Annotated in this window: 17 protein-coding genes and 3 pseudogenes; 15 read left to right on the top strand and 5 right to left on the bottom strand. The window is 45.2% G+C overall.

What is annotated here, in order from left to right; translation table 11 throughout:
- Nucleotides 1–112: 112 nt before the first annotated feature.
- Nucleotides 113–319, top strand: coding sequence for a hypothetical protein (locus BN1546_RS27760; protein WP_040102060.1), 207 nt, complete (start codon nt 113–115; stop codon nt 317–319).
- A 4-nt stretch (nt 320–323) separates the two neighbouring features.
- On the opposite strand, the gene BN1546_RS27755 is transcribed toward BN1546_RS27760, so the two are convergent.
- The 3 genes and pseudogenes from BN1546_RS27755 to BN1546_RS06745 form a co-directional block, all read right to left on the bottom strand.
- Nucleotides 324–473, bottom strand: a complete 150-nt coding sequence (locus tag BN1546_RS27755; RefSeq protein ID WP_225683814.1) for a hypothetical protein — start codon at nt 471–473, stop codon at nt 324–326.
- A 22-nt stretch (nt 474–495) separates the two neighbouring features.
- Nucleotides 496–645 (bottom strand): annotated as a pseudogene (locus tag BN1546_RS28475) (DUF1036 domain-containing protein); the annotation flags it as partial.
- Between the two features lie 199 nt (nt 646–844).
- Nucleotides 845–2,047: an MFS transporter gene (locus BN1546_RS06745; protein ID WP_058828982.1), complete on the bottom strand. Its 1,203-nt coding sequence runs from the start codon at nt 2,045–2,047 to the stop codon at nt 845–847.
- 215 nt (nt 2,048–2,262) lie between these two features.
- Between BN1546_RS06745 and cysK the strand changes: the two genes are divergently transcribed.
- From cysK to BN1546_RS06685, 13 genes and pseudogenes are all read left to right on the top strand, one after another.
- The gene (gene cysK / locus BN1546_RS06740; protein ID WP_058828983.1) at nt 2,263–3,186 is read left to right on the top strand and encodes a cysteine synthase A; all 924 of its coding nucleotides are present in this window, start codon (nt 2,263–2,265) and stop codon (nt 3,184–3,186) included.
- Nucleotides 3,187–3,992: 806 nt separating this feature from the next.
- Nucleotides 3,993–4,154 (top strand): epilancin family lantibiotic, encoded by a 162-nt coding sequence (locus BN1546_RS27585; protein WP_080561132.1) that lies wholly within the window; start codon nt 3,993–3,995, stop codon nt 4,152–4,154.
- A gap of 66 nt (nt 4,155–4,220) precedes the next feature.
- A complete protein-coding gene (locus tag BN1546_RS06730; RefSeq protein ID WP_240664123.1) occupies nt 4,221–5,162 on the top strand; it encodes a S8 family peptidase in 942 nt (313 codons plus the stop codon).
- Nucleotides 5,163–5,166: 4 nt separating this feature from the next.
- Nucleotides 5,167–8,250, top strand: coding sequence for a lantibiotic dehydratase (locus BN1546_RS06725; protein ID WP_090736720.1), 3,084 nt, complete (start codon nt 5,167–5,169; stop codon nt 8,248–8,250).
- A 10-nt stretch (nt 8,251–8,260) separates the two neighbouring features.
- Nucleotides 8,261–9,532, top strand: coding sequence for a lanthionine synthetase C family protein (locus tag BN1546_RS06720; protein ID WP_090736717.1), 1,272 nt, complete (start codon nt 8,261–8,263; stop codon nt 9,530–9,532).
- A gap of 15 nt (nt 9,533–9,547) precedes the next feature.
- Nucleotides 9,548–10,105 (top strand): DUF5823 family protein, encoded by a 558-nt coding sequence (locus BN1546_RS06715; RefSeq protein WP_090736714.1) that lies wholly within the window; start codon nt 9,548–9,550, stop codon nt 10,103–10,105.
- Between the two features lie 14 nt (nt 10,106–10,119).
- Entirely contained in the window at nt 10,120–11,913 is a 1,794-nt protein-coding gene (locus tag BN1546_RS06710) for an ABC transporter ATP-binding protein (RefSeq protein ID WP_017426264.1), read from the top strand.
- Nucleotides 11,914–11,922: 9 nt separating this feature from the next.
- Nucleotides 11,923–12,520, top strand: a pseudogene (locus tag BN1546_RS06705) (accessory gene regulator AgrB).
- On the top strand, nt 12,498–12,662 hold the full coding sequence (locus BN1546_RS27250) for a hypothetical protein (protein ID WP_017426265.1): 165 nt from the start codon (nt 12,498–12,500) through the stop codon (nt 12,660–12,662). The pseudogene BN1546_RS06705 and the gene BN1546_RS27250 overlap by 23 nt, the downstream one beginning before the upstream one ends.
- Before the next feature lie 86 nt (nt 12,663–12,748).
- On the top strand, nt 12,749–13,987 hold the full coding sequence (locus BN1546_RS06700; RefSeq protein ID WP_254207843.1) for a sensor histidine kinase: 1,239 nt from the start codon (nt 12,749–12,751) through the stop codon (nt 13,985–13,987).
- On the top strand, nt 13,984–14,763 hold the full coding sequence (locus tag BN1546_RS06695) for a LytR/AlgR family response regulator transcription factor (protein ID WP_017426267.1): 780 nt from the start codon (nt 13,984–13,986) through the stop codon (nt 14,761–14,763). The genes BN1546_RS06700 and BN1546_RS06695 overlap by 4 nt, the downstream gene beginning before the upstream one ends.
- A 46-nt stretch (nt 14,764–14,809) precedes the next feature.
- Entirely contained in the window at nt 14,810–15,568 is a 759-nt protein-coding gene (locus BN1546_RS06690; protein ID WP_017426268.1) for a TraX family protein, read from the top strand.
- Nucleotides 15,569–15,705: 137 nt separating this feature from the next.
- Nucleotides 15,706–16,685 (top strand): annotated as a pseudogene (locus BN1546_RS06685) (aldo/keto reductase family oxidoreductase).
- 83 nt (nt 16,686–16,768) lie between these two features.
- On the opposite strand, the gene BN1546_RS06680 reads toward BN1546_RS06685, so the two are convergent.
- Complete coding sequence (locus tag BN1546_RS06680; RefSeq protein WP_090736708.1) at nt 16,769–17,569, bottom strand: WYL domain-containing protein; 801 nt, start codon at nt 17,567–17,569, stop codon at nt 16,769–16,771.
- On the bottom strand, nt 17,544–18,869 hold the full coding sequence (locus BN1546_RS06675) for a helix-turn-helix transcriptional regulator (protein WP_090736705.1): 1,326 nt from the start codon (nt 18,867–18,869) through the stop codon (nt 17,544–17,546). The genes BN1546_RS06680 and BN1546_RS06675 overlap by 26 nt, the downstream gene beginning before the upstream one ends.
- Nucleotides 18,870–19,066: 197 nt before the next feature.
- Here BN1546_RS06675 and BN1546_RS06670 point away from each other — a divergent pair, with 197 nt between their 5' ends.
- Nucleotides 19,067–20,635 (top strand): limonene hydroxylase, encoded by a 1,569-nt coding sequence (locus BN1546_RS06670; protein ID WP_090736702.1) that lies wholly within the window; start codon nt 19,067–19,069, stop codon nt 20,633–20,635.
- Nucleotides 20,636–20,654: the final 19 nt, after the last annotated feature.

Below are 20,654 nucleotides of genomic sequence, written 5' to 3'. Positions count from 1 at the left end.
CGCGTATATGAGCCCAAATGAAAACAAAAATAACCCGCAAGGGAGTTACTTTTTTCCAAAATGTCCATCTTGCGGGTTACGGTTCATTGTGTTTTATTAAAGGGGCTTTGTAGTGTTTGCAACCAGGTTGCGTCTTTTATTGGCGAATTCTTTGGCTTATCGTTTGGACTTTACTGGAACTGGGGTTCCTTTTTTAAATCGAGTCGGTCTTCTCGGAATTCTGTTAATGCCGGAGTCCTCCGATTTGGAAGGTAACGCTCTACGAGTTGTCTTTGTTGACAGTAAGCTTTGGTTGGTTCTGCTGAACTCAACAGTGTAATTGTCTACAGATGAATCAATGGCAAGTCGGCGCATCCCCACTCGTCTGGATGATCCTCTGCTATCGTTCCAACACCAATGAAAATCATGGCTAGTATTTCTCGGAAGCCGTGTGCGGTACGTACCACGCCACCTATTGGAGTGATCTTCAGCATAATAGTAGAATGTGGTTCCCCCTACAGAACCGCTCCATACTTCTCTCGTATCACCAGGTTCTATCCGATACCAACCCCTTTTAGAATAATTGGTTGGATGACAGTCGGAACTAGGATAGGCATAGGCAGCATAAATGGTATTACTCGTGTTGTTTCTAAAAAAAAGGCTCATCATAAACACTTCTTTCCTCATAAATTGGTATTGCACTGTCATACTATGAGGAATTTAGAAGGAGAGATTGGACAATATTCTCTCAATCTATGAAAAATGAACCATTCGTTTACGTCCAACTTGCTATTTTTAGAGATATGCCGTTATTTATTGCTGCGGTCCGGTTGGTAGCTGTGCACTGTCCAACAACTGAATGATTCTATGATTGTGTTGCTGTTTCAGTATGAGCCGTCTTGCGATCCATCATGTAGCTGACCAGCATCAGCAGCAGACCGCCGACAGTAATGAGTGATGCAACCCATGGAATAGCGGACAGCCCCATTTGGTTAATCACGACTCCCCCGATAAAAGCACCACCTGCGTTACCCAGATTCAATGCGGAATGGCTGGAGGTAGAGGCTAGCAAAGGAGCCTCATAGGCCAGATTCATGATGCGAACCTGAATACCCGGCATGATGCCGAATGCAGCAATTCCCCAGATGAATACAGTGATAACGGCCAGTACCTGGCTTTGAAGTGTAAACGTCAGAATGGCCAGAATAATGGCCAGTACAGCATAGTTTGCAATCAAGGAGGGAAGCAGCTTCCAATCTGCGAGCTTGCCGCCAACGATGTTCCCAATTGTGACGCCTAGGCCGAACAGGACAAGAATCCAGGTAATGCTGTGTTCGGCAAAGCCGCTAATGTCTGTAAGCAAAGGCGTAATGTACGTAAAGACAGTGAACAGGCTACCACAGCCGACTGCACCTGTGAGCAGCATCAGCAGCACTTTTGGATTAAACAGGCTTTTGACTTCTTGCTTGAGACTGGAAGGCTTGTCCTGCTGAATCACCGGAATATAACGAATAATACCGAAGAGAGAAATCAAGCCGATCACAACAATGGCTCCAAAGGAAGCGCGCCAGCCGAGCTGCTGCCCGATAAAGGTGCCAAAGGGCACGCCAATAATATTCGCCACGGTCAATCCGGTCAGCACCATAGAGATGGCTCCTGCCCGCTTATCAGCACGAACCAGCCGGGCAGCGATCAGGGAACCTGCTCCCAAGAAGGTTCCGTGCGATAACGCAGTAGCCATACGGGCCGCAATCAGCAGTTCGTAGTTAGGAGCAATGACGGAAAAAAGATTGCCTAAAATGAATATAGACATCAGCAGACACAACAGCTTTTTTTGCGGAACTTTATGGGTTAATACAGTAAGCACAGGTGCGCCAATGGCCACACCAAGCGCGTAACTGGTGATTAATTGCCCGGCTTGCGGAATCGTAACTTGAAGATCATGGGCTACATTGGGGAGAAGTCCCATAATGACGAATTCGGTCATGCCGATGGCGAAGGCACCAAGGGTTAACCATAGCAAGGAGGGGGGGAAGCGATTAGCTGTCATATTTTCTTGAGTACTCATAAGTTTCTTGTATCCTCCTGAAAAAATAGTAATGCGAGTATATCATTCCAGGCAACATCTGGCGACCCATTTTGCAAGAATTTTACATACTAAGTTGATAAGGTTTGTGTAATTTACAAAAGCGACAGGTTGGAAGGAGCCAATTATGTTATTTTGGTAGTATGATATGAAGATAGGAAATGACGTTGAAGGAATGATCCGGGGAGGATATAACAATGACACTTAAAGTGGTACATAGTATTACGGACTTAATCGGAGATACGCCTTGTGTGCGGCTGCAACGGCTCACAGGACCGCAGGATGCGGAAGTGTATGTGAAGCTGGAGTATTTTAATCCAAGCGGCAGTGTTAAAGATCGGGCGGCGGGCAATCTGATTGCCGAGGCGGAAAAGGCGGGACATCTCAAGCCGGGAGGCACCATTATTGAGCCAACCAGTGGCAACACGGGGATTGGTCTTGCGATGAATGCGGCAGCTCGAGGTTACCGTGCGATTTTGGTAATGCCTTCGAATATGACGAAGGAACGGATCAATATTTTAAAAGCCTATGGGGCTGAGGTCGTACTGACACCAGCGGAAGAACGGATGCCAGGAGCGATTCGTAAAGCTCTCGAACTGGGGGCAGAAATTGAAGGGAGTTTTATCCCGCATCAGTTTGAAAATGAAGCAAATCCTGATATCCATCGTACAACCACGGCACTTGAAATTTTGGAGCAGACGGAGGGGCGGTTGGATGTGTTCGTCGCTTCTTCGGGAACGGGTGGTACCATTACGGGTACAGGTGAAGTGCTGCGCCAGCATTTGCCGGATCTGCGGATTGTTGTGGTCGAGCCCAAAGGTTCGCCCGTACTGTCTGGGGGAAAACCCGGTCCGCATAAGCTGGTGGGAACGAGTCCGGGCTTTGTTCCCACCGTGCTGAATACGGAAGTATATGATGAAATCATACAGGTTTCCGATGAGGATGCGATTGCGATGACACGGGCGATTGCTGCACAGGAGGGAATTCTTGTCGGGCCCTCCAGCGGGGCTACAATATGGACGGCCCTTCAGGAAGCCCGGCGTTTGGGAGCAGGCAAACGGGTACTCTGCATTGCCCCGGATACCGGAGAGCGTTATCTGAGCATGGGGATATTCGGATAAAAAGATGGGGATCGGGTCAAAGAGATTCGACTCATTTATATGTAAGATCCAGCCTCATTAATCGAAGTTACAAAAGTGAATTGGCGATATGGTAGACATAAACATTGAATACATCTTTGCCATAATTCATAGGTTAATTTCACTCCTGACAAATCAATAAGCCACAATTCATAAGGTTATGGCTAATTAATTGTCGATTATAGCTTATATTCGTGAGAATTTTAAAAGTCTCACGGTTCATGTTCCGTTCTTCGACCTTATTTGTTTCTTCAGGATCCTCTTGAAAAACCCAAGTAATCAGAGAAGGAAACACCAAGCCTATTCTCCATTTCAGCAAGAGCTGCCTCAAACGGGTCAACTTATGAGATGCCGTGTACACGTAGTGCGTCGGTCAATTCCTTTACAGTCATGTCCTGTTTGAAAAAAATCGCAGTTCGTCCACAAGATCCAGCGTATCGTAAACATAGGGCGAGCGCTTTTTGCTAAGCATCTCTTCTTCAGCCGACTTATACGAGACACCTGTATAGGAACATACCGGATTCTTGCAAGCATACGTCATGCTCTAAGCGTCAATCGTTCCGCTCTGTGTCGGTATTTTTTTTGTCATGCCGCATGGGAAGCAAAATGACTGCAATTTAGGAGGTTTGGAATACCTTTTAGGAATAAAGTTTAAAAAACGGGAGAATTAGATATATTCTTTATTCATCGACAGCAAGATATGACATACAGTCACTCACAATAAACATGATTAAGGGGTACCACTGAAATCATGTTTATTAGAATTTAATTCAGAGAGGAAGAGGAAAATGAAAGTAGATCAAATGTTTGACCTTGATTTAAGAAAGAGCTATGAGGCCAGTGAGCTTAGCCCACAAGCTTCAATCATCAAGACAACCATTAAGGTATCCAAAGCAGTATGTAAAACTCTTACCTGTATCTGTACCGGTTCTTGTTCCAATTGTAAATAATTCATAAGCGATTCGTAAGTCAGGGGTAGTGAAATGGGCTACCCCTACTTACATTATGGAGATTGCATGATAAAACCTAATATATACAATTGGCATGTAGCCCGGCTGACCGATCATTTTAGTTGTGGTGCAACTGTTGGTCAGCCGCTTACTATCCTGTTTATTGATACAGGCGTCGATAAATCCCACTCAGAGATCCAAGGTAATCTAGTTGAGGCAGAATGCAAGTCATTTGTACCTTATGAGCCTTGTCTAAGCGATTACGTCGGGCATGGTACAAAAATGGTTAGCTCTGTTACCGGCAAATATATATTGAAGGGGATATGCCCTTTCGCTCGGGTTGTTGTCTACAAAATTACGGACAAAAAAGGAATAAGCAAGCTTGAATGGTTGTATAGAGCGCTGGAAGAGGGTATTGCTAAAGGATATCCAATTATCAACATCAGCTATCGTACAGAATATGAGGTCGACTTATTCGAGTTCAATCGGTTTCAGGCTTTGGTTGACTGCGCTAATGCGCAAGGCATCTGGGTAGTCTGTTCCGCAGGAAACGATGGACGCGATATTACGCAGGAGTACAGAGTGCCTGCGAATTTAAAGGGAGTATACCCAATTGGATCAACTAATAAGAACGGGGATATCTCCGGGTTCAGTAATACGCTCAGCGGCCAATTTTTTGCGCCGAGTGGTGATGAGTATGAAATCAATTACAACAATGATTGGGTAATGGTTGCCAAATCAAGCTTCGACACAGAGGATTATTTATACGAAGTGCTGGGATTTGACAAAGCATACACAGTAGGTATCGGTACGAGTATTGCCAGCGCCTTATTCAGCGGAGTTGTTGCCTCTCTTAGCGGAGAGCTTATCGCGCAGGGGATGAATGCCGGGCGCACAGAAATGGAGTGTCTGCTCCGTCAAGGCGCGAGACCGATTGATGTTCAGCGGAATTATTATGAAGTAAGCCTTGCCGGTTCAATTCGTGCTTTAAGACAGATGAGAGGTTGATTGCATGTTGGAAAACTTTGAAATCTCGGAAAATTACATGTACCGGAAGACGTTGCTTGGCATGGAGTATTATGCGCGGATATTTGATCATGAACAACTAGACGATGATGAATATCTTGACAGACTTGTACGGTTCGTTCAGAAGCAGGGGTTGATGGATTCCATTTATGTCTCCAGCCCCTCGACCTACGCTGCACTGCAAAGCCTGGAACAAGGCAGAACATTGAAGTCCAAAAAAAAGCGGAATCTTATCCTTAGTCTAAGCAAGTTCATTTCGCGGGCAATTTGTAGACCAACACCGTTTGGACTGTTCGCGGGAGTAGGCATTTCCCGATTTGGAAACACGGGAGGCGCCGGAGAACATGTCGTCTGGGCAACTCCGGATTATAGCCTAATTTACCGCTTAATAGGGCTTTTCCATGGGGATGCGGATGTCCGCAATGAATTGAGACTGAGTGTAAATAACACCTCTTACATTGACCATCACAGGCTCGTCATCTCTTATCAGACTCTGTTTGCAGCAGATCAGGAGGAACGAAGCACTGAAAATATATCTATTCTCAAAACCCCGGTCATAGATTTCATCATGAAGATCCTTGATAAAGAGCAGCAGACTTTTCTGCAGCTTATGCAAGCTATAAAAGATGCCTTCGGCGTGGATGACACGATCAGCACAGATTTTTTGCAGCAATTGATAGAACAAGGCTTTTTGGTAAGTGAGATGATTCCCAATCCTCGGGATAGCGCTCCTTTGGAGCATCTGATCCGTACACTAAAGATGCTCGCTGCTCCCAAGGCAGCATATTACGCAGATATTTTGGAGAGAGTTGGACATGCCATTCAGGACATCACAGTTGCTGCGGTCAAACGCGAAGGCATTGAGGCTGTCCGAAAACTAGTCCAGCTTATCCTTCCCGAGTATCAGGGCGACTTGGTCAAAATAGACGTAAGGCTGAATCAAGCAAATGAAATTCACTTATCGGACAGCGATAGGCAAGCGTTGGCCCAAGTAGCTTCAATATTGAGCATGCTTTCTACGTACAGGAAAGAGGATACACTTTCCGACTATCGTCAGCAATTTACTGAGAAGTACGGAGTATATGAAGAAGTGCCTTTATTGCAGTTGTTCAGTAAGACGTTGGGGCTCGGCAAACCTGAAGAGTACAAGAGCCACTACCAGAATGGAGATAAGCACAGGCATAAGGATGAAGGCAGGTTCCGACAGCTCAAGGCGCTAATTGCTGAGTGGCAGACTGAAGCGCTTGCCAATCATTCGGATATCGTGCTTGACGAGGCCAAAATCCAACAGCTGTCTGAATTGAGTCTGGAGAATGTCCATGTCTCGTTCGATTTGTATTATTCGTGCATGGAGAATGAACAAGGTGAAGTTACGTTTTATTTAAACAACAGAGCCGGATCATTGGAAGCGTGTCAGAGCTTCGGAAGATTTGCCTACATGTTTGACAAAGATAGCCGTGATGAAATCTTCCGTTTTGTCAGGAACCCGAAGGATCAGAAAGCAGGGGAGAGCGCCGCTGAAATCTCATTTTACCCATTCAGCCCCAAAATAACTAATATTATGACGGCAGGCCCAACACCGGATCAATCCATGGATATGGCCACGTTCCCCGAGAATCGGAATTTGGATATTTCCCAATTATTGGTAGGTGTGGAGGATTCGGGATACTTTTATCTAAAGCACAGGGAAACAGGCGAACTGGTATTTCCCAAACTCAGCAGTATGTACAATACAGAGCTGGCGCCTTATCTGATCCGGTTTCTGAATGATATTAATCTGCAGTATCAGACCGGATGGTCCCATCTGGAGGAGTATCTCTATGATTCTTCTTTTACACCGAGAGTAACCTATAAAAATATCATCATCTGCCCTAAAAAATGGACATTATATGCGGATAAACGGCTCCAGAGCGAAGAACAGTTTTTGGCCTTTTTGGAGGATTGGATCATAAAGTATAACATTCCGCGATATGTATATTTGGTGGAGCTGGACAATAAGCTATTGCTGGATTTGGATCGCCATCATCATCGAAAGCTTTTGCACAAAGAATATACGCGGAATCCGGAAGGCAAGGCGGCTGTTATTATGGAGACGGAGAAAGAATTGTTCGCTTCCGTTAACCGGTATATGGAGGAGTGCGTATTTTTTTGCAAAAGCCCGATGTTTCAGTACTTGCCGATAGACAGATTGTCTGCACAGGCTACCGATAAAAGCTTAAATAAAGTGCTGAGTTCTTCGGTGAATGCCGTTTATTATCCAGGTTCGGATTGGATATCCCTGCAGGTATATTACAATCAGGAACTGCTAACCGATTTGCTGGGCAGTGCATTTAAGACATTCATGGACAATAGCGCCGAGTACTTCATTGACCAGGTTTTTTTTGTCCAGTATGCAGATAAGGAGCCGCATATCAGGCTAAGGTGCAAAATGTCGGGAAGCGTAGAGCATCAGCGTTTCACGGCCTTGAACTATGTTTTTGATTTTCTGAATACTGTAACCTCGTCCGGATTGGTTAGTTCCTATTCGGTTGTTCCTTACCGGCCTGAAATTTTGCGGTATGGCGGCGCAGCCTTCATTGAACAAGCGGAGAGGTTATTTGCTATCGATTCTTATCTAGTTTCAGGCTATTATGCAGGCAAGAGGTCAATTAATGCAACCGATCAGATGTTATTTTGCTGCACCGGACTTTTTGAGGTTGTGAACTGCGCGTATCCGCTGGCAGAAGATCAATTGAAGGCTATGGCTGCGATTATTGATCCGAAGAAATTCAGACAGGAGTACCGGGAACACAAAGAAGCGCTATTCGAAAGGATTCAACAGACCCGTTCCATATCCTTGCCAGCAAGCGATAAAGACGACAGGTTGCGGCAATACGCTGCATATTTCACGGCTATCCGGGAAGCTGACGACAGAACCAATTACTACGATGATATTATGTTCAGCATCATGCACATGTTCTGCAACAGAGTGTTCGGCCTGGACCGGGAAAAAGAAGAGCTTGCCCTACACCTATGCTACTACAGTTTGGAAGATTATCTACAGGTAAGCAAATATCATGTTGCCTATTGAGGAGGAGCTTATGGCGGTCAAACAAGTCCCGGGAAATTTATCTGAAATAGTCAGGCAAAGCGCAGAAATTTACAAAGATATAGATACTGTAACCCTGCTAATCAAGAAGCACGCCATGCATGATTACCCTGAAATGGAGCTGATATCGCTGGCTTCAGGATACCCCGGGATCAGCCTTCTTCTGGATAAGCTAGATGAAGTTTACCCGGGGGAAGGGTGGGCTGCGCTTGCTTTCAAGTACAATCAGGAGATTGTGCGTTTAATCGGTAATATACCGTTCCATTCATTGTCACTGTATACCGGATTAGCAGGCGTTATTTATCTGTTCAACGAGTGTTCAAGAGGTTCAACAAGATATACGAATGTGCTCTCGCAGACGCTGGATATGTTTCTTAGCAGCTACGGGGAGTTCTATGAGGAGACAAGAGGGAAATTGGAAGACTCTTTGATTGAGGATAGCGACTTGGATTTGATTTCAGGCTGGACGGGGATTGCAGCTACATTAATGGAGGTTAAGGAACGCCAGGACAGATACGTTGGGAAGCTGGATGCAGTGCTCCTTAAGATACTTCAACTGATTACGGATGCTGTAGGCAAGCTGAGACATTTCGAGGAACTTCCCGAACAGACCATTTATTATAATCTTGGCATGGCGCACGGAATTACAGGAGCCATTAATCTGCTGGCCGTTGCACATCTCCGCCGCTACCCGTTAATTGGATTGAGAGAAGTACTGGAAGTTGCCAAGACTTTTCTACACGGAAGTATCAGGGAGTGGAACGGCACCCTTGTCATACCTAATATGTTCACACCGGATGAATCCGCAGAGACTAGTCGGAATCCAGGTTATCACAGAGATGCATGGTGTTACGGCACACCGGGAGCTTCTGTGGCTATGTTCCGGCTGGGATTGGCCCTGGAGGACAAAGCGCTGCAGCAGCAGGCTCTGCAATTGTTCAATACCGTCTACTCCAGACCAGATTCGCTAAGAAAGGTAATTTCACCGACGATCTGTCACGGCTATGCAGGCTTGGTCCTGATTCAGCACCATTTCAGCCGTGCGGCAGCCATGCCGTTTAAGGATGAATTTTTGCATCGTTTGTTATCATATCGAAATACTGGTGAGGGAGTACCTTTTATAGACCTTGAGGGAAGCGTCGATGATCCGTTATCTCTCGATAAAGTTGGGCTGCTCGATGGATGTGCAGGTGTATTGCTGACACTGCTGACCTGTGATAATGAGAACTTGAGTACATGGAAGCAGATGCTGGTATTTAGCTAACAGGAGGAGACGGTAATGTTCATTTTATTAAAAGAAATTATTACAGTCATGGTGGGACTGATTACCGATTTTCTCTCTTTTCAACTGGATGCATATTTTTATATTTGGTTTCTGATCCTGTTTATTTCAAGCTTGGCAGCGACCCTGGTTCAACGAAGCGAAGGGACTATTACCTACAGCACAGCCGAATGTGTCGGAATAAATGTGCTAGTTGTCGTATTATACCTAGTAATCGGTACAATTTTGGCCAGATACTTTGCAAGTTTTGAGGATCAGCAGATTGTTGCTGAAGATAAGATTATGCTGTATAAAATTTCTTTTATGCTTACATCCGCTGTAATTATAGTGGATATTATACTAGATAGGTTGAAGAGAGGGCGGAAATTCTCCTACTCTTTGGAGTTTCTTGCCGGAAGCGCCGTGTGCTTCTTACTGTTCCAGTTAAGCAACCAAACGGACTGGATAGGAACCAAGCTGTCGCTCTCCTATATTGTCATGGTAGCGATAGCCGCAGGTGTCTATACAATGGCAATGAAGTTTTTGCTAGAATACGAAAATCACAAAGAGAAATAGGTGATTAAGCCATAATGGAATTGAATATGGAGAGCACGGCATATAAAAAGATCGGTGAAGAAAAACAAACGGCCCATTCCTTGCTGAAGTTAATCAAAATTGCGAGATGGCCCAAGCTTGCGCTTGCTTGGAGCATAGTATTTACACTGATTTCCGCCGCTTTTTCATTAGTATTGCCGATCATGACAGGCAAGCTTGTCGATAAGATCTCAGCTATGGAGCTGACGATCCAGACCGCAGCTGTGCTTATTTCGCTGTTTCTGGCCGGAGGGATTTTAAACGCCGTGTCTTCTCTGCTCCTCAGATATGTGGGGAGCAAGTTTTTTCAGGAACTGCGACTGAAAATTTGGGAAAAAATTATCCATTTGCCGGTTAATTATTTTGATAACAACGAGAACGGCAAAATCATCAGCAGAATGACGAACGACCTTGCTATTGTAAGTAATTTTCTAGCTATCACTCTGCCTTCTATTCTGGCTGATGTCCTGATGGTCACTGGTTGCATCATCATGTTATTTGTGTTGGATTGGAGATTAATGAGTGTACTCGTTGCTCTGATTCCTATAACGGCGCTACTAATCTATCCCATTGGAAGAAGGATGAATAGGGTAGCGGTTGAGGCACAGGATGCAGCCGCAGACTTTTCCGGTGAGTTATCCAAAATTCTCTATAACATCAGATTCATTAAAGCGACGACGTCGGAAAAGCTTGAAATGAAATATACTCGGGAGATACTTGGACGTATCTTTCGCTTGAACATCAAAGAGGGAATATTGTCAGCTGTCATTGAGCCGATTGTCACAATTATCATCATGCTAGCTTTGGTAGGAATGTTTTGGTATGGAAGCGCCGGCATTGCCGCTGGACATATCACTACAGGTACTCTGGTATCCATGATCTTTTATTTGTTTACAATGGTTTCGCCTCTGACCCAGCTCAGCAGTTTTTTCTCGCAGTATCAAAAGGCCAAGGGAGCAAGTAAGGAAATTTATACCATATATAACCAGCGAGATGAGAAGCAAGAAAAGTTAGGCAGTGTGCCGGACATGAAAAGTCATGATCAGAATTCGGATATCCTGCATTTTGCCAATGTTTCTTTCTCGTACAACCAGGGCCAACCGGTATTATCCAACGTGGAGTTAACCTTCAGAGGCTGTACCACTACAGCGATCGTAGGGCCTTCCGGCTCGGGAAAAACAACAATATTTTCTTTAATAGAGAAATTTTACTCAGAATATAATGGAGAAATCTATTACAATAATGTATATTTGGATAAGATTAGGACGGAAGAATGGCGTCGCAAAATATCCTATGTTATGCAGGATAGTGACTTACTGGTAGGATCAGTGAGAGACAATCTGGTATATGGCCTAAACAGAGACGCGGATGACCATGAGATTTATGCGGCTCTTGATACAGTAGGCTTGAAGGAGGTAATTTATCAATTACCGGATGGTTTGGATACCTTTGTTGGAGAAAGGGGAGTCAAATTATCGGGGGGACAGAAGCAGCGAATCCAGATTGCCAGATGCTTGCTTTCAGACCATGAGATCCTGCTGTTTGATGAAGCTACCGCCAACCTGGATAGCGAGTCAGAGCAGCTCGTCCATGATGTAATCAAGCTTCTCTCCAAGAATAAAATGACCATTGTTATCGCTCATCGTTTGTCAACCATCTACAAAGCGGACCAGATAATCTTTTTGGATAAAGGAGAAGTAACGGGGGTAGGCACGCATCACGAATTAATGAGTTGGCATGATAAATATCGTGATTATGTTCAATTCCAGCTTCCCGCACAATTAAGTTAGGGAGGGGCGGTGGCGTTGTATCATCAATTGTCAACGTGGATCGTTGATAAATACTTTCAAGACGAAGAATTGGAAGCGGAGAAGCGTGCTTATGTGCTTTATTATCTGGAGAACATACTGGCTGGCACAGAAAAAATACTTCTTGTATTGGTCAGTGCCTGTTTGCTCGGTGTATTAGCCGAAACGGCTGCGATGCTGCTTTCCTATACAGTGGTCCGGCGAAAGTCCTTTGGCTGGCATGCTCGCAAGTCGCATCATTGCACCTGGGTCAGTCTACTGACCTTTGTGTTTGTTCCCTGGCTCTTAAAGGAAGTAGAATGGAACCGTTTTTTTTTTGGCGACGCTCTGTCTGCTTTCTATCATTCTGATTGTCAGATACGCTCCGGCCGATACGGAGTGCAATCCATTGGTAGATCCGAAGTTCAGAAGAGCATGCAGATTACAAGCTATCTTTTTAAGTATAGTGTTTGTTTTCGTGGCCATCGCACTAGATTTTTATCCTTGGTTAATATTTGGGCTGTTTCTTGAAGCAGTTGTCATCACACCAGTATTCTATTCCATAATGAGAAGGAGTTATGCCAATTATGAACAATATCAAGAATATTAAAGAATACAGAAACAACCATACCCAGAGACTCAAGGCTAAGCTACTGGAGCATATGAGTAAAAGAGGTGAAGGAGGAGGGATTTGTTTCGGATTGTTCTATGAACCAGTCAACCCAAAAGTTTGGAAATTGAACAAAAAATGATTACATCCGGCATTTATTTTTTGCAATACACCAGCTATCTTGTAATATATCATATGGTCAGCGGCAATGGTCTAAGCGTTTTCCGTATGAATTATAAGCTGCTGCTGTTTTTAGTCATGTATTATTTTATCGGAATAACAGCTCTGAATAACTTCGGACTGATTGTTTACCTATTTCTATTTGTGCTACTGGCAGTATACGGGTGGTTGACCGACAAATATGAATCCTTGTGGGTCATAGGCTTCTACGCCATCCTTACCATCTTCATTACGACACTGCTGGGTTATTTCATAACGGTAATCAGCTATGCGGTTCCTTATGAATATAAAAACAAATGGACGGCGCCCTTCCTAACCGCTTGCTCACCTCCGCTGATCTACTTGGCGCTCCGAAAGCTTGTGTCTTATTTGTTTCCTACTCCGGCGGTCAGGCTTTTGAAGATATATCGGATTAAGCTTATCGTCGGAGCTTCTTTAATCTTAGTCTTGGGGATCATCGGACTAGGACTCATTATCTATTCGGAGTGTGAAAGCAACAATCCGTATCCAAGCAGATTAAAGATTGTGTTGATGCTGATCGGCTTGACCTCCATCTTCCTGATGACGATCAATTGGCTGTATCGCTTCCTGCGTGAACGTGAGCTAGAGAAGAACAAGACGGAACAATACCTGCAGCTGGAGGCTTATATTATGGAGATTGAAAAAATGTACGAAGACATCCGCGGCTTCAGACATGACTATACCAATATCCTGTTAATGCTGGACGAGGGGATCAGAACTGGGGATTTAGCGATGATCAAGCGGATATATGAGAGTTCTATCCAACCTACTGCTTCACAGTTGAACGGATATTCCTATAGTCTGGATAACCTGATTAATCTGGACGTGAGTGAGCTCAAGAGTATTATTACATCCAAGGTGCTGGTGGCAAAGAAGCGTGGAGTTGACGTAAAACTGGAAATTGATAGCGGTATCAGTGAAATGTATATGGATATTATAGACCTTTGCAGAGTAATCTCTTGTTTCCTGGACAATGCAATCGATGCGGCACTAGAGACCTGCAATCCGTCCATAAATATTGTGCTGATCCATGAAGACGATATTCAGACGGTGACGATACGAAACTCTTATAATCATTCTGCACTTGACGGGATTAAGGTGAATGATCTCTACAAACGGAACTTTTCAACGAAAGCGGACAATCGAGGTCTTGGCTTGTACAATATAGCAAAGGTGCTGCGCAGCAACAAGTATGTAACTTTGGATACCAAAAAGGAACCGGATTTTTTCACGCAAACATTAATTATAAAGAGAGCGACATCATGAATATTTTTATTCTGGAAGATCAGTTTATCCAGCAGCGCATAATGGAAAAGATGGTCCGTAAAAGCTGCGAGGAACTTGGCATCTGCTGCAGCAATCTCATTGCCACCAGTAAGCCGGATCTCCTGCTTTTTGAATCTAAAGCTTGTGCGAATAACTTGTATTTCCTTGATATTGAAATCTCTGGTTGTCAGATGAAGGGACTGGAAGTTGCCCAGGAAATCAGAAAATATGATATGTATGGGCATATTGTCTTTGTAACTACCCACGGTCATCTGTCTCCGCTTACCTTCCAATATAAGGTAGCAGCTCTTGATTTCATTATCAAGGATGCTACTCAGGATGAAATGGAAAAAAAGGTCAGAGAAGTTCTTGTTGTTGCCCATCAAAGAAAGCCTGTGTTGGATGTCAATGATTGGTTTATACTCGACAATAAATTTACGAAATTTCAAATTTCCTTCTCCAGCATTTATTACTTTGAAACAACCGGTGTTCCCCACAAAATCCGTCTGGTTTCCGAAAACAGAACTCTTGAGTTTTACGGCGATCTGAAAGATATTGAGGCTAAGGACCCAAGGTTGTTCCGGTGTCATCGGGCATTTATCGTAAACCTGATGAAGGTGGAATCTATAGATAAGAGCAAGAAGGAGATCATTTTTCAAACCAATCAGAATTCCGGAGAAGCAAGGCGCATTATTCCCGTTTCCCGCCAATTGTTGAAGCACCTCTTAGATAAGATGGGAGACCGGAGCCTCCTGAACAGACCTGTTTACGAATAGAATAGATACGGAGGGCATAGTCCTTCGAGAAGAAAAGGGGAGGAATATGGAACAAAGATTATCCGTTCAAGCAGAGGTGAAAGGCATTGATGCCACCAGTTTAAAATTAATTGCAGTATTGGCAATGCTAATTGATCATATTGGAGGGCTATTTTTTGCCGATTTTTTGGGCTTTCAGGTGGTAGGCAGAATTACATTGCCTATCATGGCTTTTTTTGTAGCCGAAGGATATATCCATACCAGAAGCTTCAAAAAATATACAATGCGCCTTGCTCTAACCGGGCTAGCCAGTGTGGTGCCTTACGGATTGGTATTTAAAGATTGGTATACTTCGGGAAACATCATGCTAACGTTGTTGATGGGCCTACTGGCAATATGGTTCTATGACAACACGACCAATCCTGTGCTTAAATACTTGGCGATTTCGGCTCTTTGCGTAGTCTCTCTTTTGGGAGACTGGAGTGTGATTGGAGTGTTCCTGGTTCTGGCTTTCTATGTGGCTCGCAAACAACAGAAGATTTACAACGGATGGATTATTGCAATAATTGCGCTTATGTTCATTTTCGGAGTCATCATTATATGGGCTGTTCCCGATTCGCTCAGCATCATGGGCATCAACGCCAGCACAATGAACGAATATCTTTATCCGTTTGCGATCGGCGGGGCCTGTATTTTTGCACTCCCTTTGCTATCCCGATATAACGGAGAGAGGGGAAAAGGCCCACGAACCTTCTTCTATTTGTTTTATCCGCTGCATTTGCTCGCGCTTTATCTGCTGAAGTTGGCTATTGATTATTACATATAAGAAGGGCTGTCTAATAAGTAACTAAAATAAAAAATCAGACGGAAAACGACATGTTTTCCGTCTGATTTTTGCGGTTTGACGAACTATTCGAATGTTGATGAAGCAAGGAATACTTTGAGGGTTCAAGGAGGAGCAGCATGAAAATTATGCCTTTACAGAAACGTGGAATCTCCGATAGTCGGCTGGTACTTGGCTGCATGCCTTTTGGTGGAGAATGGAGCCATGCACCGTATACACAGGAGCATGTCGTTGAAGCGGAGAGAGCTGTAGAAGCTGCACAATCCATCGGGATTACGATGTTTGATCATGCGGATATCTATCGAGTATGGGAAAAGCGGAAGAAATTTTCGGTCGGATTTTAAAGGGACAGCCCGGATTGCGTGAACAAATCGTAATTCAGTCCAAATGCGGTATTTTTTTGCCGGATGGCACGCTCCCAGGCCGTTTTGATTTCTCATATGATCATATTATGGAGTCCGTAGATGGTATCTTGAAGCGTCTGGGTACTGAGTATTTAGACATCCTGCTGCTGCACCGTCCCGATCCGCTGGTAGAGCCGGAAGAAGTAGCGAAGGCGTTCAGTGAGCTTAAGACATCCGGCAAAGTACGGCATTTTGGCGTTTCCAATATGAATGTAAGCCAAATTTGTTTTCTGGAGCGTAGCCTAACGGAGCCGCTGATTGTTAATCAGCTGGAGATGAGCTTGGCACATCTGCATTTTATAGATCAGACCGTACACGTGAACCAGCAGGCAGGGACGAATGTACATTTTGGCGAAGGATTGGTGGAATATTGCCAAACTGAGGATATTCAGCTCCAGGCTTGGGGACCGCTGGCGCAGGGACGTTTTAGCGGAGGTTCTCTGGAAGGAGAGCCTGAGCACATCCGTAAGACGGCAGAACTGGTGCAGAAGCTGGCTTCTGAAAAGGGGACGACACGTGAAGCGATCGTCCTGGGCTGGCTGATGAAGCATCCGGCACGGATTCAGCCTGTCATTGGCAGCGCCAATCCTGAACGAATCAAAGCATGTCAGGATGCAGAACGCCAGAGCGAGCTGATGACCCGTGAGGAATGGTATCAATTGTATGTCAGTGCACGCGGACAAGCCTTGCCATAACTCGTTTAACAGGCCCTCCTTTCGTCTCATTAGCAGACGGAGGGAGGGCCTTTACGTGGATTCATCCTATATTTCTTCAGCAGCTATTCCTCTTCGTATCGTGCGAGGGCCTTGGCTGTTGTTTCCTTCATTCGCGATATTAATCGAGAGCCTTGAACGACCTTGACACGTTTGCCGAGGAAGCGGATTTTGGATAACACATATTCACATTCGTCTGCCTGGAAAGTGAGCGTAATACGATAGGTATCTGCTTCCTGATCATATTCGACCTCCTTTTCAAAACAGGAAAAAGTATATAAAATACGAGACATTTCACCGTTATATACAGGAATAATTTCGATGATGCCCTGTTCTTTGCGTGACTCCAGTATACCGAGTATTCGTTGGGTAAACGTCTCGGCTTCTTCAGGTAGGATCTCATCCTCCGTAACGGTTACGATGTTGGACAGTTTAGTGGACATAAATGCGCGGTGGCGACGATTATACCACAGCAGACTCCATTCTTTTTTGACCATGGAAAACTCCAGCTTGTATGGGAATCCGGACATTCGCTCATGCAGGCGTCCGTTGCGCAGTTTGTAGGTCATACAGATGCCTGAACGGGATCGCAGAATGGAACGCAATTCACGCAGGAGTGGATGATAAACCGAAGCAGCAGGAACCCCTGCTTTTTCGCGCAGGCTACCATCAGCCTCCAGAGGCTCGTCGTCTGCAAGTAATTGCCGAAGCTTATCAAGTGTAGAGGGGGTAAAAGCCTCTGTCGCTGCCGAGTCTGCAAGCATGGACTTAAGCCAGACTCTTTCCTGCGATGTGGTAGCAAAAGCGCCCGATTCATCCAGTCGTGAGACGATCTGATAGTTAAATATTTTCTCGAACAGGCTCATAATAGGCTTGCAGCTCCTTCCATTCCTGTCTGAATTCCTTACGCAGCCGCTGGGGCTCCAATACCTCACAGCTTGATCCGAAGCTGCGAATCCATGGTTTGATCTCAGTGATTCCATTCACTGTGATTTCATAGATAAAGGATTCACTTTCTTCCTCCGTAATCGCACCCCATTGTCCCTGTGACAGTACACGTTCCCGGATAAAGTTGCGCTTTGCACCCTCAGGATTAAAAAAACGTACCCGTACCTTCACGGGACGACCCGTATCAACAAGCCAGCTGTACCGCATTTTTTCTTCCAACACGGCTAACAGGTCGGCATAAAGCTGCTCTGGGACAGGCTTGCCCTCCACCAATTGAGTCATGCCCTCCATACGAAACTTCATGATTCCTTTGCCGCCTACATGACCAAGCACATACCAACGTCCGTATTGATGATCATAGATGACTTGCAGGGGCAGAATGGTATGTTCACGGCCTTCGGTCTCTTTTTCAAACCGTGGGTTTGTGTTCTGTGACCCGTACATGCTTCGTTTGGACGCCGAAAAATATAAAAAGCTTACACAGCGACGTTGCCGAATGGCATGCAGAAGCGGATGAATATGGGCTTCGTCCAGAATGCGTGAATAATAATGGTATTTATATAAAAAAGACTCTGCCATCTCACGATCTCCGAGCTGACGGCGCATGGCTTTTTTAAGATGATCTCGTAACAGATATCCCTGCACAGAGGGGAGCTGGGTGTTGGCCATAATGTCCACAAAATCATATAAGTCCAGTAATTCCTCGTCCGTCAGTTCTGTCACCAGATCATTGCGGACAGCATAGCGATAGGGCCTGCCGCCAGGCTCCTTACGAATCACGCCGACTTCGACCAGATATTTCAGATCAGAACGAATTGTTTTCTCATCTGGCAGTGAACTGTCGGAAGGCAGGCCATTGCAGCAAGCATCCAACAGTTCCATGGTAGTCATAGACTGTGACTGTAGCGCTGTCAGCAGAAGGGATAAGCGGACACTTTCCGATTCCTTGAGCGATTTGGCCCGAAACAGGAATAACAGCAATGGATCAGCGGATTCGTAATAATTAAAGCGCAGCATCTCATTAAAATCGTGTCCCTGTTCCGCAGGCAGCTGCTGTTGTACGGATTGGACGATTTCCTTGAGGCGCCGGATCGTTTTATCAAAGGTATGTACCGAAATGCCAAGTCTGTCTGCAAATTGCTGCCGATTATAAGCGCCGCTTGTTAGTGTGAGCATACGCAGGAATTGAATTTCTTTATCAAAACTCTCTCTCGCCATGATGCATTCCCCGTTTCTGTAGCCGTTCTCCGAAAATAAGTATCCCTTTATTCTAACAGGGAAGGGATGCAGGAAAAAGGTAATTTATTCATCTTTGTAATACTTTCACCATGTTCATGACTTCCAAAATAAAGGATTATAGGGATATAAGGTAGCACGATAAGTAAGAAGCATACATAACAGAAGGGTGATACAACATGTTTGGACGATTCAAAAATGAAGTGTTATATCCATGGGTAGGTAAGCTTTCGATTTATGAAACGATTAAGCAGGGACTGGACCCTCAGGGTAGGCTTACGGATGATCATTTGCCAGATGATGAAGAATACTGGGCAGGTCACAAGATGCGTTGGGTGGCAGGAGGGCTGGATGGAGCGTTTGGGCATCATGGCGCTGGCGGAGATGGAGAGACTGACAAAATTAAGGATCTGGCGCAGTTGTTGTCCAGACAATGCCGCAAGCCAGGGATGAAGACGAGACGTGAGACGTATGTACGCTTGATGGAGGAAAATGCACTCAGCCTGATTGATCCGCTGCTAGATGCGGTGCGGGAGCATCCAGCAATTCAGCCGGATCGATTGTATGAGGAAGCACGTTGGCTGGCTGAACACGGAACACATCGTAATGTGGTGAAGTTTGGTATTGCATTGCTTGGATTGCTGGAGACGGATCAGCACCACGAGCTTATTTTAACACTAGCCAAGCATGATGAATTCACGCTATATGCGGCTGTAGCTATCCGTAATATCTCGGAGCAGGCCAACGAGCAGTTGTATAGGTTAGCGTCACAGGTACATGGCTGGGGACGTATTCACGTAGTAGAACGGCTGGAGCCGACACGGCAGGAAATACGTGATTGGTTATTACGGGAAGGATTCCGCAACAATGTCATGTATGAGTATCTTGCTTATGAGTGCGCTCATAAAGGCGAACTGCATACAGCCATCGCTGTACCGCACATTGATCAGGAGTTGTTTGACGGGGCGGGTGATATTCTATCAGCTTTGCTGGCAGCAGGCGGACCTGCGGAAAGTATAGATGATTATGAGCATGCCGCTATGGTCATAGGCAACTACCTTCGCCATGCTAAGGCCATGTGTACGACTGTGAAGCATTTTACGATCATCATGGATATTGCAGATTTTCTGGGTGAAGAAGACGATTCATGGGAGGCACGTTATGAGCATGAATGGACGCCGGAATTGCGTAAACGTTACGCGTCGATATGCCAGCAGATGATGGACGATCCACAGTGGGTAAAGCCGGTAGAACAGGAGCTACAGCATGCAAATTCACCGCATCTCCACTATGCCATTCGTGTAGCTCGAATGCTAGCACTAGATGTATGGCCCGTGCTATTTGATCAATTAAGCCAATACCCAGTCAAGCCTAATCTGTACTTTGAACTCATCAGGACAGAGGATGAACAACGAGCTCGTAAGCTGGTGGCTTTTGCAGAAAAGCGCTTGCCTCTGGAAGAGATTGCTTCTGGTCCTGCTGATGCGCCAGGCTTTGGACCGGAGTATGAAGCGCATCAGTGTCTGGGTATTTTGCTTCAGCTATTGTCTTCTTACGAAGGAATGGGGCAAGAGCTAGTTGCTGCCGGACTCTGGAGTCCGGTGACCTCCAATCGTCATGCAGCGCTTCATGTACTCAAGGAATGGCCTTCTGAGATGTGGGGTGAGGAAACGACAGAGCGTCTTCGCCGCTTATCGGTAGCTGAAACGGAGGAGTCGATTAGAGAACAGATTCGGGAATTACTTTAATGATAAGGGAGGGAACAAC

This window comes from Paenibacillus sp. Mc5Re-14 (genome assembly GCF_001049835.1).
Classification (GTDB): Bacteria; Bacillota; Bacilli; order Paenibacillales; family Paenibacillaceae; genus Paenibacillus; species Paenibacillus polymyxa_C.
Note: the sequence above shows the minus strand (reverse complement) of the source record. Positions and strands in the feature narration are given on the sequence as shown.